The organism is Burkholderia sp. BCC0419 (assembly GCF_902830285.1).
Lineage (GTDB): Bacteria > Pseudomonadota > Gammaproteobacteria > Burkholderiales > Burkholderiaceae > Burkholderia.
The window spans coordinates 140,982-155,527 of record NZ_CADESR010000004.1 but is presented as its reverse complement, the minus strand read 5'-3'; the positions used below and the strand labels follow the sequence as shown (position 1 = coordinate 155,527).

At 68.5% G+C, this 14,546-nt stretch carries 16 protein-coding genes, 1 other RNA gene and 1 riboswitch; of the genes, 7 read left to right on the top strand and 10 right to left on the bottom strand.

Translation table 11 applies throughout. From position 1 onward, the window contains the following. Positions 1 to 42: 42 nt before the first annotated feature. The 5 genes from cobC to HWW87_RS22620 all read right to left on the bottom strand — a co-directional run bounded on the left by cobC (position 43) and on the right by HWW87_RS22620 (position 4,425). Positions 43 to 627 (bottom strand): alpha-ribazole phosphatase, encoded by a 585-nt coding sequence (gene cobC / locus HWW87_RS22640; RefSeq protein ID WP_175822237.1) that lies wholly within the window; start codon positions 625 to 627, stop codon positions 43 to 45. Continuing rightward, entirely contained in the window at positions 612 to 1,364 is a 753-nt protein-coding gene (locus HWW87_RS22635; protein ID WP_175822236.1) for an adenosylcobinamide-GDP ribazoletransferase, read from the bottom strand. Before HWW87_RS22635 ends, cobC begins: the two co-directional genes overlap by 16 nt. Positions 1,365 to 1,377: 13 nt before the next feature. Beyond that, positions 1,378 to 2,433, bottom strand: a complete 1,056-nt coding sequence (gene cobT, locus HWW87_RS22630; RefSeq protein ID WP_175822235.1) for a nicotinate-nucleotide--dimethylbenzimidazole phosphoribosyltransferase — start codon at positions 2,431 to 2,433, stop codon at positions 1,378 to 1,380. Between the two features lie 61 nt (positions 2,434 to 2,494). Beyond that, positions 2,495 to 3,313 (bottom strand): ABC transporter ATP-binding protein, encoded by an 819-nt coding sequence (locus tag HWW87_RS22625; RefSeq protein ID WP_175822234.1) that lies wholly within the window; start codon positions 3,311 to 3,313, stop codon positions 2,495 to 2,497. Beyond that, positions 3,310 to 4,425, bottom strand: a complete 1,116-nt coding sequence (locus tag HWW87_RS22620; RefSeq protein ID WP_175822233.1) for an iron ABC transporter permease — start codon at positions 4,423 to 4,425, stop codon at positions 3,310 to 3,312. Before HWW87_RS22620 ends, HWW87_RS22625 begins: the two co-directional genes overlap by 4 nt. A gap of 41 nt (positions 4,426 to 4,466) precedes the next feature. After that, positions 4,467 to 4,716: riboswitch (cobalamin riboswitch) on the bottom strand. A 154-nt stretch (positions 4,717 to 4,870) separates the two neighbouring features. Here HWW87_RS22620 and HWW87_RS22615 point away from each other — a divergent pair. The 5 genes from HWW87_RS22615 to HWW87_RS22595 all read left to right on the top strand — a co-directional run bounded on the left by HWW87_RS22615 (position 4,871) and on the right by HWW87_RS22595 (position 7,289). Continuing rightward, positions 4,871 to 5,221: an ATPase gene (locus tag HWW87_RS22615; RefSeq protein WP_175822232.1), complete on the top strand. Its 351-nt coding sequence runs from the start codon at positions 4,871 to 4,873 to the stop codon at positions 5,219 to 5,221. Beyond that, positions 5,218 to 5,532: a cell division protein ZapA gene (locus HWW87_RS22610; protein ID WP_006478091.1), complete on the top strand. Its 315-nt coding sequence runs from the start codon at positions 5,218 to 5,220 to the stop codon at positions 5,530 to 5,532. The genes HWW87_RS22615 and HWW87_RS22610 overlap by 4 nt, the downstream gene beginning before the upstream one ends. A gap of 81 nt (positions 5,533 to 5,613) precedes the next feature. Next, a non-coding RNA gene (gene ssrS / locus HWW87_RS22605) (6S RNA) lies at positions 5,614 to 5,795 on the top strand. Between the two features lie 111 nt (positions 5,796 to 5,906). Next, a complete protein-coding gene (locus HWW87_RS22600; protein WP_124827290.1) occupies positions 5,907 to 6,368 on the top strand; it encodes an EVE domain-containing protein in 462 nt (153 codons plus the stop codon). 180 nt (positions 6,369 to 6,548) lie between these two features. Next, on the top strand, positions 6,549 to 7,289 hold the full coding sequence (locus tag HWW87_RS22595; RefSeq protein ID WP_175822231.1) for an SIMPL domain-containing protein: 741 nt from the start codon (positions 6,549 to 6,551) through the stop codon (positions 7,287 to 7,289). Between the two features lie 111 nt (positions 7,290 to 7,400). Here HWW87_RS22595 and lgt read toward each other — a convergent pair whose 3' ends face one another. Then, positions 7,401 to 8,297: a prolipoprotein diacylglyceryl transferase gene (gene lgt / locus HWW87_RS22590; RefSeq protein ID WP_174429230.1), complete on the bottom strand. Its 897-nt coding sequence runs from the start codon at positions 8,295 to 8,297 to the stop codon at positions 7,401 to 7,403. An 89-nt stretch (positions 8,298 to 8,386) separates the two neighbouring features. Beyond that, positions 8,387 to 9,304, bottom strand: coding sequence for a LysR substrate-binding domain-containing protein (locus HWW87_RS22585; RefSeq protein WP_175822230.1), 918 nt, complete (start codon positions 9,302 to 9,304; stop codon positions 8,387 to 8,389). 134 nt (positions 9,305 to 9,438) lie between these two features. On the opposite strand from HWW87_RS22585, the gene ilvD reads away from it, so the two are divergent. Next, entirely contained in the window at positions 9,439 to 11,112 is a 1,674-nt protein-coding gene (gene ilvD / locus HWW87_RS22580; RefSeq protein WP_175822229.1) for a dihydroxy-acid dehydratase, read from the top strand. A gap of 128 nt (positions 11,113 to 11,240) precedes the next feature. Continuing rightward, positions 11,241 to 11,567, top strand: coding sequence for a c-type cytochrome (locus tag HWW87_RS22575; RefSeq protein WP_175822228.1), 327 nt, complete (start codon positions 11,241 to 11,243; stop codon positions 11,565 to 11,567). Between the two features lie 145 nt (positions 11,568 to 11,712). On the opposite strand, the gene HWW87_RS22570 is transcribed toward HWW87_RS22575, so the two are convergent. Genes HWW87_RS22570 through HWW87_RS22560 form a run of 3 tightly spaced genes read right to left on the bottom strand, consistent with a single transcriptional unit; the run spans position 11,713 to position 14,456 of the window. Then, positions 11,713 to 12,468 carry a DUF2486 family protein gene (locus HWW87_RS22570; RefSeq protein ID WP_175822227.1) on the bottom strand — a complete coding sequence of 252 codons (756 nt, stop codon included), beginning with the start codon at positions 12,466 to 12,468 and terminating at the stop codon, positions 11,713 to 11,715. A 25-nt stretch (positions 12,469 to 12,493) separates the two neighbouring features. Continuing rightward, on the bottom strand, positions 12,494 to 12,910 hold the full coding sequence (locus tag HWW87_RS22565) for a DNA polymerase III subunit chi (protein WP_006484796.1): 417 nt from the start codon (positions 12,908 to 12,910) through the stop codon (positions 12,494 to 12,496). Positions 12,911 to 12,944: 34 nt separating this feature from the next. After that, positions 12,945 to 14,456: a leucyl aminopeptidase gene (locus HWW87_RS22560; RefSeq protein WP_175822226.1), complete on the bottom strand. Its 1,512-nt coding sequence runs from the start codon at positions 14,454 to 14,456 to the stop codon at positions 12,945 to 12,947. Positions 14,457 to 14,546: the final 90 nt, after the last annotated feature.

The following is a 14,546-nucleotide window of genomic DNA, read 5'->3' as shown; positions in this document are numbered from 1 at the left end:
CGATCTGTGCGCAGCGTCATTCACCTGCAGACGCACGTGCGCCTATGCGTCCCAGTGCACGACTTCCCATGCTTGCGCGTCACCCTCCGCGCGCAGCCAGACGGCTCCGCCCGTCGGCACCGGCCGCGACAACAACGTATCGAGCGGCACGCGCAAGACATGCGACGCGAATGCGCGGATCACGCCCGCATGCGTGACGACCCATTGCGGCCCGTCGAACTCCGCAAGCGCATCGGCCTGCCGTGCAACCCGCGCGACGAATCGCGCGACGCTTTCTCCGCCGTGCGCGCAGGCATGCATCAGGTCGGCCGCCCACGCATCGAGTGCCGCGCGGTCGATATCGTCCCAGCGCTGCATTTCCCACGCGCCGAAATCCATTTCCTGCCAGTCGGCATCGCGCCGCAGCGGCACGTCGCATGCCCGCGCGAGCCACTCGGCAACCGACGCGCAGCGCGTCAGCGGGCTCGTCCAGACCTGGTCGGGCAACGGCGCGCCGAGTGTCGACAGATGCGCACGCACGGCTTGCGCACCGCGATCGGCCGATTCGGCGAGCGGCACGTCGCTGCACCCGTAGCAGATGCCAGGCTCGATGCCGACGGCCGGATGGCGGATCAGGACGACGTCCATCCGAGCACCACGAGATAGATCGCCAGTTCGCCCAGTTGCTGCGTGAAGCCGAGACAGTCGCCCGTATAACCGCCGATCCGCTTCACGAAATAGCGGGCCGCCCACGCGCGCACGAGCACGAGCGCCACGCATGCGGCAACGCCCATGCGCCAGTCCGGCCAGAACAGCCACGGCAGTCCGAACACCGCCGCGACGCACGCCGCGCGTGCGCCCATCCGTTGCGCAACCGGCTTCGCCTTGCCTTCGGGCCGCACGTAGTCGAGCGACATCAGCAGGCTCACGGCCATCGCGCGGCTCGCCGCATGCGCGGCGATCATCGTCCATGCGGCGCGCAGCGGCAGCATCGACGTCAGCGCCTGCCATTTCAAGCCGAGCGCGATCACGAGCGCGACCGCGCCGAACGTGCCGATCCGCGAATCGTGCATGATGCGCAGCACGTCGTCGCGCGTGTAACCGCCGCCGAACGCATCGCAACTGTCGGCGAGGCCGTCTTCGTGAAATGCGCCGGTCGCGAGCAGCGTCGCGGCCATCGACAGCCCGACCGCGATCGATGGGGGCAGCGCACGCAGCGCGACGAGATAGACCAGCGCGCCCCATGCGCCCATGCACGCGCCGACGAGCGGGAAATAGCGCGCGGCCTGGTCGAGATCGCCGGCCGCATAGCCGATCGAGCGCGGCACGGGCACGCGCGTGAAATAGCCGAGCGCGACGAAGAAGTAGCGCAGTTCGTCCCGCATGCCGCGCGTGCGCTCAGGCGTCACGATTGTCGACGCCGGCGGACTCGAAGCTCGCCATTTCGCTGAGGAACGCGGCCGCCGCGCGCACCAGCGGCAGCGCGAGCGCGGCGCCGGTGCCTTCACCGAGCCGCAGGTCGAGCGCGAGCAGCGGCTTCGCGCCGAAATGCTCGAGCATGCGCCGGTGGCCGGCCTCGTGCGACGTATGCGAGAACACGCAGTAGTCGCGCACGCCGGGCGCGATGCGCTCGGCGACGAGCAGCGCGGCGGTCGCGATGAAGCCGTCGATGAGGATCGTCATCCGTTCGCTCGCGGCCGCGAGGTACGCGCCCGTCATCATCGCGATCTCGAAGCCGCCGAACGTCGCGAGCACGTCGAGCGGCGCGATCGCATGCGAGTGCTTGACGAGCGCGCGGCCGAGCACCGCGCGCTTGTGCGCGAGGCCCTGGTCGTCGAGGCCCGTGCCGCGGCCGACGCATGCGTCGATCGGCACGTCGAGCAGGCGGCTCATCAGGCAGGCGGCCGACGACGTGTTCGCGATCCCCATCTCGCCGAAGCCGATCACGTTCGTGCCGAGCGACGCGTGCAGGCGGACGCGCGCCGCGCCGGCGGCCAGCGCCGTCATCGCCTCTTCACGCGTCATCGCCGGTTCCGCCGCGAAGTTGCGCGTGCCGCGCGCGACCGGCAGCGACACCAGCCGGTCCGACAGTGGCAGCGGTGACGCAACGCCCGCATCGACGATCTCGAGCGTGCTCTGCGCGACGCCCGAGAACGCGTTGATCGCCGCACCGCCGGCCAGGAAGTTCGCGACCATCTGCGCGGTCACCGCCTGCGGATAAGGGCTGACGCCCTCGGCCGCGATTCCGTGGTCGCCCGCGAACACGATCGTCACCGGACGCTGCACGACCGGCCGCTCGGTGCGCTGGATCAGGCCGAGCTGCAGCGCGAGCGCCTCGAGCTGGCCGAGGCTGCCGGGCGGCTTGGTCTTGTGGTCGATCACACGCTGCAGGCGCTTGCGCAATGCGTCGTCGAGCGGCGCGATCGCGGGCGGGAAATGGGTCGAAGTGGTCATCGAGGAGCCGTGTCGTGCGCGCGGCAGGCGCCGCGCATCGGAAAAATCGGAACAGGAAGGGTCATTGTCGCGCAGGCCATGCCGGCAGCAGCGCATCGCGGCCGTTCTCGCGGATCAGCACGAGCGGATAGCCGAACGCGTCGCTCGCGCGCTCGGGCGTCAGCACGTCGTGCACGAGGCCGGCCCACGCATGGCCGCGGCCGTCGAGCAACAGCGCATGCGTCGCGAAACGCCGCGCGAGGTTCAGGTCGTGACACGAAAACATCACCGTGCGCGGGCCTGCCGCGAGCCAGGCGGTCAGCGCGGTCAGGCAGTCGATCTGGTGATGCAGGTCGAGATGCGCGAGCGGTTCGTCGAGCAGCATCAGCGGCGCGTCCTGGCACAGCGTCGCGGCCAGCGCGACGCGCTGCCGCTCGCCGCCCGACAGCGACATCACGTCGCGCGACGCGAGCGCGGTCAGGTCGAACGTCGCGAGCGCGTCGCGCGCGGCCGTGCGGTCGCCGTCGCGCTCCCAGCCCCAGCCGCCGAGATACGGAAAGCGGTTCAGCAGCACCGTGTCGAACACGGTCGCGCTGAACGCATCGTGCAATTGCTGCGGCATCAGCGCGCGGCGCTGCGCGAGTTGCTCGGGGCGCCACGCGGCAAGCGGCCGGCCATCGATCTCGACGTGTCCGCCGGCCGGCGGCTGCAATCCCGCGAGCGTGGCGAGCAGCGTCGTCTTGCCCGCGCCGTTCGGGCCGGCGACGCACCAGATCTCGCCGGGGCGGAACGCCTGCGTGAAGCGGTCGAGCAGCGTGCGTGCGCCGGCCTTCAGCGTCAGATCGACGCCCATGTAGTGCATGTCGCCGGCAGCGGCGTGCAGTGCTGCGGTGCCCGTCATCGCATCGGCCTCCTCAGCAACATCCACAGGAACACCGGCACGCCGATCAGCGCGGTCATCACGCCCACCGGCAATTGCGCGGGTGCGATCGCGGTGCGCGCGAGCAGGTCGGCCGCCATCACGCCGCCGCCGCCCGCGAGCATCGCGGCCGGCAGCAGCATCCGCTGGTCGTTGCCGAACGCGAGCCGCAACGCATGCGGCACGACGAGCCCGACGAAGCCGATCGTGCCGGCCGTCGTCACGGCGGCCGCGGCGGCCAGCGACGCGACGAGATAGATCCACACGCGCAGGCGCGCGACCGGCACGCCGAGTGCCTGTGCGGTCGCGTCGCCGCGCAGCAGCACGTTCAGTTGCGGCGCGGCCGGCAGCGCGACGCATGCGCTCAGCAACAGCGCGCCCCACGCGAACCACGGCGCCGTCGCGCCGTTCAGGTCGCCCGTCAGCCAGAAGATGATGCCGCGCAGCCGCGCGTCGGGCGCGAGCGACAGCAACAGCGTGACGAGCGCGCCCCACCCCGCCGCGATCACGACGCCGGTGAGCAGCAGCCGCGGCGATGCGTCGCGCGATTCGCCGCGCCACAGCTCGCGCCTCGCGAGACCGAGCACGAGTGCGACCGAGACGAGCGAACCGGCGAACGCCGACGCATCGACGAGCCACCATGCGCCGCCCGCGATCATCGCGACGAGCGCAAAGCCGGCCGCGCCGCCGGACACACCCAGCACGTACGGCTCCGCGAGCGGATTGCGCAGCAGCACCTGCAACAACGCGCCGGCCAGTGCGAGCAGCGCGCCGCACGCGAAACCCGCGAGCGCGCGCGGCAGGCGCAGCGTCCGGACGATATCGGCAAACAGGCTATCGCCGCCGTGCGGCACGAGCGACGCAAGCGCTTGCCACGGCGACATCGGCACGCTGCCGATCGACAGCGACGCGACGAACAGCAGCGCGACCACGGCGGCCAGCGCGGCCCAGATCACGGCGGCGCGCGCGGCGCTCATGCCGCGCACGGCCGCGCGCACGACGCGCGGCGCATCCGCTTGCGGGAGCCGGCCGGGCGCGACAGGGGCGCGTGGCGGACGATTGGGGTCGGCATCGAAGAACATTCCGTGAAACATTGCGCGCCCCGCTTCCCCGCAGGCCGCGCGTCATGGAGCCCGTGCGGGCTCCCCGTCTCGGCCGGTATCCGGGCTGGCGGCGGTCCGGCTCGCCTTCCCGCGCCATGACGCGCAGTGGCCCGCGCCCGCATGCGACCTGCACGCGGAACGCGCCCGAGCCGGCCTGCGTCACGCGACGCGGCCGCTTACCGTTGCGGGGGCAGCGCAGGTTGGCGCGCTCGTGGAACCCGCACCCTGCTTCCCGTTTAACCGCGCGTCCTGCGCGCGAGCACCGAGGCGGCGCCAGTTTAGGAGCCGGTCGCACGAGCGTCAAGGAAGCGTCCGGAGCCGCACGGGACGCGCTTATTCGCGGCAAGAAGCAGGGGTGTTACGACTGGAAACGTTACAGATGTCGGATTGCACGTTATTCCGCGCTAAAATGCTGGGTCTTTAGAGGACGCAGCAAATGCTCAACGAACTCGAAACTTTATCTCAAAATATTGGCCGTCTGATTTCGCTGAACAAGCGCTATCACTCGGAACGGCTCGCGCTCGAGGAGCAGGTCGCGCAATTGCGCGCGGAAGCGGACACGGTCCGCGCGGAACTCGCGCAGCTGCGCGACGAACGCAATGCGCTCGCGGCCGAGCGTGACACGCTGTCGGCGAAGATCGACGACGCCCAGGTGAAACTGAACGCGATTCTCGAAAAGCTGCCGCGCTCGAAGAGCACGGAGCAAGCCGACAACCAGCTCGACCTGCTCGATGCGCAGGCGCGCACGGATGGCGATGACGCGGCCAGCCACGGAGAACATGCATGAGCACCAAGCAGATCGAAGTCTCGATTCTCGGTCAGCCCTATCGGCTCGCCTGTTCGGCCGAGACCGAAGCGGCACTGCTCGAAGCGGTCGCGCGCGTCGACGCCGAGATGTCGAAAATCCGCTCGAACAGCTCGGTGCGCGGCACCGATCGCATCGCTGTGATGGCGGCGCTGTCGCTTGCATCGGAATTGCTGCGGCTGCAAACGAGCGTGCGGCACGGTGAAGCATTTCCGGCGGAGGAAATCCGTCGTACAATGCACCAGATGAACGAACAGCTCGGCGCGGTGCTCGCACAGCACGAGACGCAGTAACGTTTTAATCGATACGTCGATTCCCCTTGATCTCGACGGTCAACGGTGGTCAAATTGGCGCATCGAAACACAGTTCAGTCAGCTTCCCTGCCTGGTTCGCCAAGGTCATATATTCCTTGAACCAATGCCATGTGCACGGTTGCGGAAATTTGTAGCACGGGCGCGCGCGTCACTCTGTCTGATGTACCCGAAGTGCTGCTAACTGCGACCAATTCTGAACCTCAGGTTCAGGATGCCGGCCTAGCGGCCAAGGCGGGGGCCTATCCAACGGCATCGGGCAAGTCCCGGTGCCGTTTTCTTTTTCAGGGTCTGTTTGCATGCGGAACGCGCACGCAAACAGACGCTCATGCCTCTTTCTGCATCGATCACGATCCATGCAATACTGGCTGATGAAGTCCGAACCGGACGAAGCAAGCATCGACGATCTCGCCAACGCACCGCAGCGCTCGCTGCCGTGGACCGGCGTGCGCAACTATCAGGCGCGCAATTTCATGCGCGACACGATGAAGATCGGCGACGGCGTGCTGTTCTATCACTCGAGCTGCCCCGAGCCGGGCATCGCCGGCCTCGCCGAAGTATCGTCGACACCCTACCCCGATCCCACGCAGTTCGATCCGAAAAGCCCCTATTACGACCCGAAATCGACGCAGGAAACACCACGGTGGCTGCTCGTCGACGTGCGCTTCGTGAAGAAGTCGCCGCTCGTGCCGCTCGCCGCGCTGCGCGAGCACGACGAGCTCGCCGACATGCGCGTGCTCGCCCGCGGCAACCGGCTGTCGATCACGCCCGTCACGCGTGCGGAATGGCGATTCATCACCGAAAAGTTGATGAAGTAGGCGCGCGCCAAACGTCAAATCCGGTCAGTACGCCTGCCGTAACGGAACTCGCGGCGCTTTCGCGCAGCCTAAGCAACCGCTGTCGGCCGATCGGGCCGGCCGTCGTTTTTTTCGTCGCGCGGTACGCCCGCGTCGCGCACGCGTGATCCGCCTGCGCGCCCTCGCACAAGGAGTCCAACAATGACCAAGAAATCCGCACTCGCGCTGTCGCTCGCCCTCGCCGCCGCCGTTCCCGTCGCGCTGACGCTCGCGTCGCCCGCCGCGCACGCCCAGGCGGCGAACCCGCACTTTCCGGAGCCGGCGGGTGTGCTGTCGCTGTCGTCGCAGGCCAGCGCCGACGTGCCGCAGGACATCATCCACATCACGCTGTTCTACGAGCAGCAGGCCAAGGATCCGGGCAGCCTCACCGCGCAGTTGAATCAGCGCGCGGACGCGGCCCTGTCGCAGGCGAAGGGCGTGTCGGGCGTCACCGCACACACGGGTGCATTCTCCGTGTATCCGAGCACCGATCGCGACGGGAAGATCTCCGCATGGCGCGGCCGCACCGAGGTCGCGCTCGAATCGCGCGATTTCGCGGCGGCGTCGAAGCTGGCAGGCCAGTTGTCGAACCTGATGCAGGTCGCGAACGTCGAGTTCTCGCTGTCGCCGGAAGCGCAGCGCGCGGCCGAGCAGAAGCTCACGACCGAAGCGATCAAGTCGTTCCGCGCCCGCGCGGATGAAGCCGCGAAGGCGTTCGGCTACGGCAGCTACACGATCCGCGACGTGAACGTCGGCAGCGGCCGCAACGTGCAGCCGTACACGCGCATGATGGCGATGGCCGCGGCGCCGATGGACAGCGCGAAAATGAGCGCGCCGATCGCGGTCGAAGGCGGCAAGGCCACCGTAACGGTCACCGTCAACGGCTCCGTGCAGATGAAGTAACGCGCATCGCGCGACTGTCGGAAACGCAAAACGCCGGCCCGAGGGCCGGCGTTTTTTATGTCCATCCGGGTAGCCGATGCACGCGCCGATCACGCGTACATCGATACCGCGTCATGCAGCCGCATTCGCGTTCGCCGCGCGGCGGCGATACGCCCAGACCAGCAAAGCGATACCCGCGAGGATCATCGGCAGCGACAGCCACTGCCCCATCGACAGGCCGAGCGCGAGCAGGCCGAGGAAGTCGTCGGGCTCGCGCGCGAACTCGACCGTGAAACGTGCGAGGCCATAACCGATCAGGAACAGCGCGGATATCGCGCCCATCGGCCGCGGCTTGCGCGCGAACAGGAACAGCACGAAGAACAGCGCGATCCCCTCGAGCGCGATTTCATAGAGCTGCGAAGGATGGCGCGGCAGCATCTGGTATTGCATGAACACGTCGGCGAGATGCCACTTCTCGATGAGCGCCGGATGTTTCGGCAGCCATGCCGCATCGTCGCGCATCGCGCCCGGGAACAGCATCGCCCACGGCGCCGCCGGATCGGTCACGCGGCCCCACAGTTCGCCGTTGATGAAGTTGCCGAGCCGGCCGGCAGCAAGCCCCGTCGGCACCATCGGCGCGACGAAATCGGTGACCTGCAGCCAGTGCCGCTTGCGCTGCCACGCGAACAGCATCATCGCGAGCGTCACGCCGAGAAAGCCGCCGTGAAACGACATGCCGCCTTCCCATACCTTGAACACGTCGAGCGGATGCGAGAAGTAGAAATCGGCCTTGTAGAACAGCACATAGCCGAGCCGGCCGCCGAGCACGGTGCCGAGCACGCCGTAGAACATCATGTCGTCGATGTCCTTCGCGGTCCAGCCCTGCGCCGCGACGTACGGCAGCTTCAGGCGGATCCGGCCGACGACGATCGCCGCGATGAAGGCGACGAGATACATGAGGCCGTACCAGCGCACGGCCAGCGGCCCGAGATGGATCGCAACGGGGTCGAAATTCGGGTGAATGATCATGGGTTAGCGAAGAAGTTTTCGAATACGGTACGGCCGTCGCACGCGCGCAGCACCGCGCGTTGGACGGCGCCCGCGCGCCATCGTTCACGTCACGCGGCAAGCCCCTGCGCACGCACGACGTCGATGAAGCCGGCGAGCACGGGGCTCACGTCGCCGGTGCGCCACACGAGGCCCGTCTCGACGACCGGTGCGTGACCAGCGAGCGGCCGGTAGACCACGCCGGTGCGCCGCAGGTTACGCAGCGATTGCGGCACCAGTGCGACGCCCATGCCGGCCGACACGAGGCTGACGATCGTCTGCATCTGGATCGCCTCCTGGCCGATGCGCGGAGTTTCCCCCGCCGCGCCGTAGCAGCCCGTAATGATGTCATAAAAGCCGGGCGCCAAACGGCGCGGAAAGATCACGAGCGGCAACGCGGCGATATCGGCGAGCTGTACGGGCTCGTCCTCGGGCGCATCGGGCGCCGCGCCCGCGGGCATCGCGACCACCAGCGGCTCGCGCACGACGGGCAGGTACGACAGCCCGGCCGCGTGACGCGGCGGCACGGGCGGAATCACGAGCCCCGCATCGATGCGGCCCGCGACGAGTTCGTCGATCTGCACGTCGCTCGTCGCTTCCGCGAGCTGCAGCCGCACCTGCGGATAGCGCGCGCCGAACGCGCGCAGCAACGACGGCAACAGCCCGTAATCGGCGGTCGACACGAACGCGAGCGACAGCGAGCCGGCTTCGCCGCGCGCGAGCCGCCGCGCCAGCGGCGGCAGCGCATCGGCCGACGCCAGCAGCCGGCGCACGTCGGGCAGCAGCGCCGCGCCGACCGCCGTCAGCGCCACCGAGCGCTTGGTGCGCACGAACAGCGCGACGCCCAGCGCGTCCTCGAGCGCGCGGATCGCCTGCGACAGCGGCGGCTGCGTCATCGACAGGCGCTCGGCCGCGCGGCCGAAATGGCGCTCGTCGGCGACGGTCGCGAAATAGCGCCACTGGCGCAGGTCGGGGATCGGATCGGCCATGTTCGACTCATTTGCAAAACGACTTAATAGTCGACAAATAATATATTGGACATCCCAATCGGGAAACTCCATGCTTGTTCGATCCGAACCGGCGCGCCCGCACGAGCGACGCCCCCACAACGATGGAGTCCCCCATGCCGTACAACCGTCGCTCGAAGCACATCACGCAAGGCGTGGCCCGTTCGCCGAACCGCTCGATGTATTACGCCCTCGGCTACCAGAAGGACGATTTCGACAAGCCGATGGTCGGCATCGCGAACGGCCATTCGACCATCACGCCGTGCAATTCCGGTTTGCAGCGCCTGTCGGACGCGGCCGTCGACGCCGTCAAGGCGGCCGGCGCGAACCCGCAGATCTTCGGCACGCCGACGATTTCGGACGGCATGTCGATGGGCACCGAAGGGATGAAGTACTCGCTCGTGTCGCGCGAAGTGATCGCCGATTGCATCGAGACCTGCGTGCAGGGCCAGTGGATGGACGGCGTGGTGGTGGTCGGCGGCTGCGACAAGAACATGCCCGGCGGCATGATCGCGCTCGCGCGCCTGAACGTGCCGGGCATCTACGTGTACGGCGGCACGATCCGCCCCGGCAACTGGAAAGGCCGCGACCTGACGATCGTGTCGTCGTTCGAGGCCGTCGGCGAATTCACCGCGGGCCGGATGTCGCAGGAGGATTTCGAAGGCGTCGAGAAAAACGCGTGTCCGACGTCGGGTTCGTGCGGCGGCATGTACACCGCGAATACGATGAGTTCGTCGTTCGAGGCGCTCGGGATGTCGCTGCTGTATTCGTCGACGATGGCGAACCCCGACCAGGAGAAAGTCGAGTCGGCCGCCGAATCGGCGCGCGTGCTGGTCGAGGCCGTGAAGCGCGATCTGAAGCCGCGCGACATCATCACGAAGGAATCGATCGAGAACGCGGTGTCGGTAATCATGGCCACCGGCGGCTCGACCAACGCGGTGCTGCACTATCTCGCGATCGCGCACGCGGCCGAGGTCGACTGGACGATCGACGACTTCGAGCGCATCCGCAAGCGCGTGCCGGTGATCTGCGACCTGAAGCCGTCGGGACAGTACGTCGCGACCGACCTGCACCGGGCCGGCGGGATTCCGCAGGTGCTGAAGATCCTGCTCGATGCGGGGCTGCTGCACGGCGACTGCATGACGATCACCGGTCGCACGATCGCCGACGAGCTGAAGGACGTGCCGAGTACGCCGCGCGCGGACCAGGACGTGATCTTCCCGATCGACCACGCACTGTACAAGGAAGGCCACCTCGCGATCCTGAAGGGCAATCTCGCGGAAGACGGCGCGGTCGCGAAGATCACCGGCCTGAAGAACCCGGTGATCACGGGCCCGGCGCGCGTGTTCGACGACGAGCAGAGCGCGATGGACGCGATCCTCGGCGACCGGATCCGCGCGGGCGACATCCTCGTGCTGCGCTACCTCGGCCCGCAAGGCGGCCCCGGCATGCCGGAAATGCTCGCGCCGACTTCCGCGATCATCGGCAAGGGGCTCGGCGAATCGGTCGGCTTCATCACGGACGGCCGCTTCTCGGGCGGCACCTGGGGCATGGTGGTCGGCCACGTCGCGCCGGAGGCGTTCGTCGGCGGCACGATCGCACTGGTGCAGGAAGGCGATTCGATCACGATCGACGCGCACCGGCTGCTGCTGCAGCTGAACGTCGACGACGCGGAACTCGCGCGCCGCCGCGCCGCGTGGCAGCAGCCCGCGCCGCGCTATACGCGCGGGGTGCTCGCGAAATTCGCGGCGCTCGTGCGACCGGCGAACCAGGGGGCGGTCACGGGTTGAGGCAGAGGCGCCATGGCATGCGACCCCGATAACCGGGGCCGCCGGGGGGAACGCGCAAAACGTGGTTCCCCTTTGCTTCTATAATGCGCGGACCATGAAGCCGGCCGTCCCCGCCGGCGGAGAACCGCATGAAACAGAAGATATTGCGCGTGCTGCTCGCCACGCTGCTGACCGGCAGCGCGGCGGCGGTGCGCGCCGACCAGGCCGACGGGCTGGCGCTGGCGCAGCGCAAGAACTGCATGGCCTGCCACGCGATCGGCAAGCCGCTGATGGGCCCGTCGTTCCGCGACATCGCCGGCAAGTACGCGGCGCGCGGCGACGCCGGCGATTACCTGGCGCAATCGATCGTGAAAGGCAGCGTCGGCGTATGGGGCGGCGTGCCGATGCCCGCCAATACGCAACTGACGAGCACCGAGGCCCACACGCTCGCCCAGTGGGTGCTGTCGGTCCGCTGAAGCGGATACCCGCGCGGCGCATCCACGTTGTGTGCAGGGCGTCGCAAGAGGACGGCCCTGTACTGACCAGCGCGCCTCCCCGGCGGCTTCGCAGGCGCTTACTGAACCTGCATCCTCTTTTTCGCCACCGCGAACGATTGATCGTTCAGCCGGAATGACCGGCGCGACGACGGGCGATCTCTTCATCGACCGCATCGCGCACCCAGTCCATCACCTCGATTTCCAGCGCGAGTGCGACTTCGCGCGTGACCTGGCCGACCAGCCAGGCCGAATGCTCATGCAGCGCATCGCGACAACGCGCTTCGATGGCCTCGCGCCCTGCGCCGGTCAGATAATTCGTCACACGATTGCGAAGCCGTTCGGCGATGTGCTGCGCATCTTCCGGCGTCAGCGCGACTGCGGCCAGCGCATCCGGCTGCGGCGCGGCGCTCGGCAGGCTCGCTTCCGGCGTCGCCGTGTCGGGCGCGTGCGCGGCCGCTTCGCGTGCAATCGCGGCGAACGTGTGCTGCGGCAGGTCGTCATCGACCAGCGACGAGCGCAGCGGCGCCGTCATCGCGGCCGCGTCCTCGGCGACCACGTGCTCCGCGGCGCCGGGTTCGGCCGGCGCATCGGTCTCGCCCGCGGCGGCGGCTGTCGCCACGCCGCCCGGCAACTCGACGGCCGGCACGTGCGGCGTCGGCACGGGTTCGACCACGACGGAATCGGGGTCGGCTTCGGTTTGATGGGATTCAGCCGGCGCCGCACCGGCGGCGGCCGGCGCGATCACGTCGGTGAGCACCGGAATCGCCGCGCTGTCGTGCGGCCGGGAGGCGTCGGACGCGGGCGAGCGCGCCGGCGCCGGCTTGCCCGGCACCAGCACGTCGGTCAGCGTCGGGATCGAGGATGAATCGGCTTCTGTCACGGGAACACTCCGTCGACGGTTGCGGCTAGCCGCCCTGCTTGTAGTTGTTCAGCGCGTAGCCGCGGTCGCGGTAGAACCGGTAGCGGTCGCGGCCAGCGGCCAGCTCGTCCGGCGCATTGCCGACCACCTCGAGCAGGCGCTCGAAGCGGGCGAACTGCGCGGGCACGGTCGCGCCGAGGTTCAGCAGCACGTGATGATGCGGCGCGCGGTCGAGATCGGCGGCCAGCACGATCGGCGTGCCGGCTGCGTGCTCGCTGTCGACGCCGCAATGCGGGATGAAATCGAGCGGCGAGAACGTCCAGAGCCGCTCGTCGAGCGCGCGCAGGCGCGCGGGCTCGGCGAGCACGACGACCGGCTGCCCGGCCTGATAGGCCTTGCGCAGCAACCGGCACGCGTACGCGAGCGAATCGCCGACGTTCGAGTGGAAATCGATCCGCGTCATTGCCCGCGCACCCGCAGCGTCGTCAGCCCCGCCATCACTGGCCGGCGCGGTCGATCAGGAACTGCGCGAGCAACGGCACCGGACGGCCCGTCGCGCCCTTCGCGGCACCGCCCTTCCATGCGGTGCCCGCGATGTCGAGGTGGGCCCACGGATAGCTGTCGGTGAAGCGCGACAGGAAGCACGCGGCCGTCACGGCGCCGGCCGGGCGCCCGCCGATGTTCGCGAGATCCGCGAAATTCGACTTCAGCTGATCCTGGTACTCGTCGTCGAGCGGCATGCGCCATGCCGGGTCGTTCGCCTCGCGCGACGCGTCGAGCAGTTCGCCCGCGAGCGCGTCGTTCGTCGAGAACAGCCCGCTGTTGTGACCGCCCAGCGCGATCACGCACGCGCCCGTCAGCGTCGCGACGTCGATCACGGCGGCCGGCTTGAAGCGCTCGGCATAGGTGAGTGCGTCGCACAGGATCAGGCGGCCTTCCGCGTCGGTGTTCAGCACCTCGATCGTCAGCCCCTTCATGCTGGTGACGATGTCGCCCGGCTTCGTCGCGTTGCCGCCCGGCATGTTCTCGCAGGTCGGCACGATCGCGACGACGTTGATCTTCAGGCCCATCTCGGCGACCGCGCGGATCGTGCCGAGCACCGAGCCCGCGCCGCACATGTCGTACTTCATCTCGTCCATGCCCTCGCCCGGCTTCAGCGAGATGCCGCCCGTATCGAACGTGATGCCCTTGCCGACCAGCACGACCGGCGCGGCCTTCGCGGCGGCGCCCTGGTAGTGCAGCACGATGAATTGCGGCGGCTCGACCGACGCGCGCGCGACCGACAGGAACGACCCCATCTTCAGCGCCTGGATCTGTTTGAGCCCGAGGACTTCGGCCTTCAGGCCCCAATCCTTCGCGATCTTCTTCGCGGTGTTGCCGAGATAGGTCGGCGTGCAGACGTTGCCCGGCAGGTTGCCGAGGTCGCGGGTCAGATCCATCCCGTTCGCGAGCGCGACGGCCTGCTTGACCGCGACCTTCGCGGCCTTTTCGTCGGCCGGATCGACGCTGAACACGACGCGCTTGAGCGTGTGCGACGCCGGTTCCGGCTTGCTCTTCATCTGCGTGAAGCGGTAGGTCTCGTTGCGCAGCGCGAGGATCGCGGCGCGCACGCCCCAGTCGGAGCTGCGCTCGTCGACCGGCAGTTGCGCGAGCGAGAACGTGACCTGGACGACCTTGGTCGCCAGCAGCGCGCGCCACGCGGCCGTCACGGCGTCGTTATAGGCTTTCTGATTGAAAGCATCCTGCTTGCCGAGCCCGACGAGCAGCACGCGCGACGCGCCGATGCCCGACACTTCGTGCAGGAACAGCGTCTTGCCGCGCTTGCCGTCCATGTCGCCGGCCTTCACCACGCGCGAGATCAGTCCCTTGGTGGCCGTGTCGATGTCGAGCGCCGCGCCCGACAGGGTCTGCGCCTCGAAGATGCCGAGCACGATGCAGTCGGACTTCCCGGTCAGGAACCCCTTGGCCTCGCCTTTGCTCCAATCACAGCCTTTTATGCTAAAGTCCATCGCGCTTGTCCTCGGATAAAATCTGGGCTAAGGATGAAAGCCGCAATTATCCGCTATTTTTCCCGTGGCGGCGCGAGCGCTCCACCACGC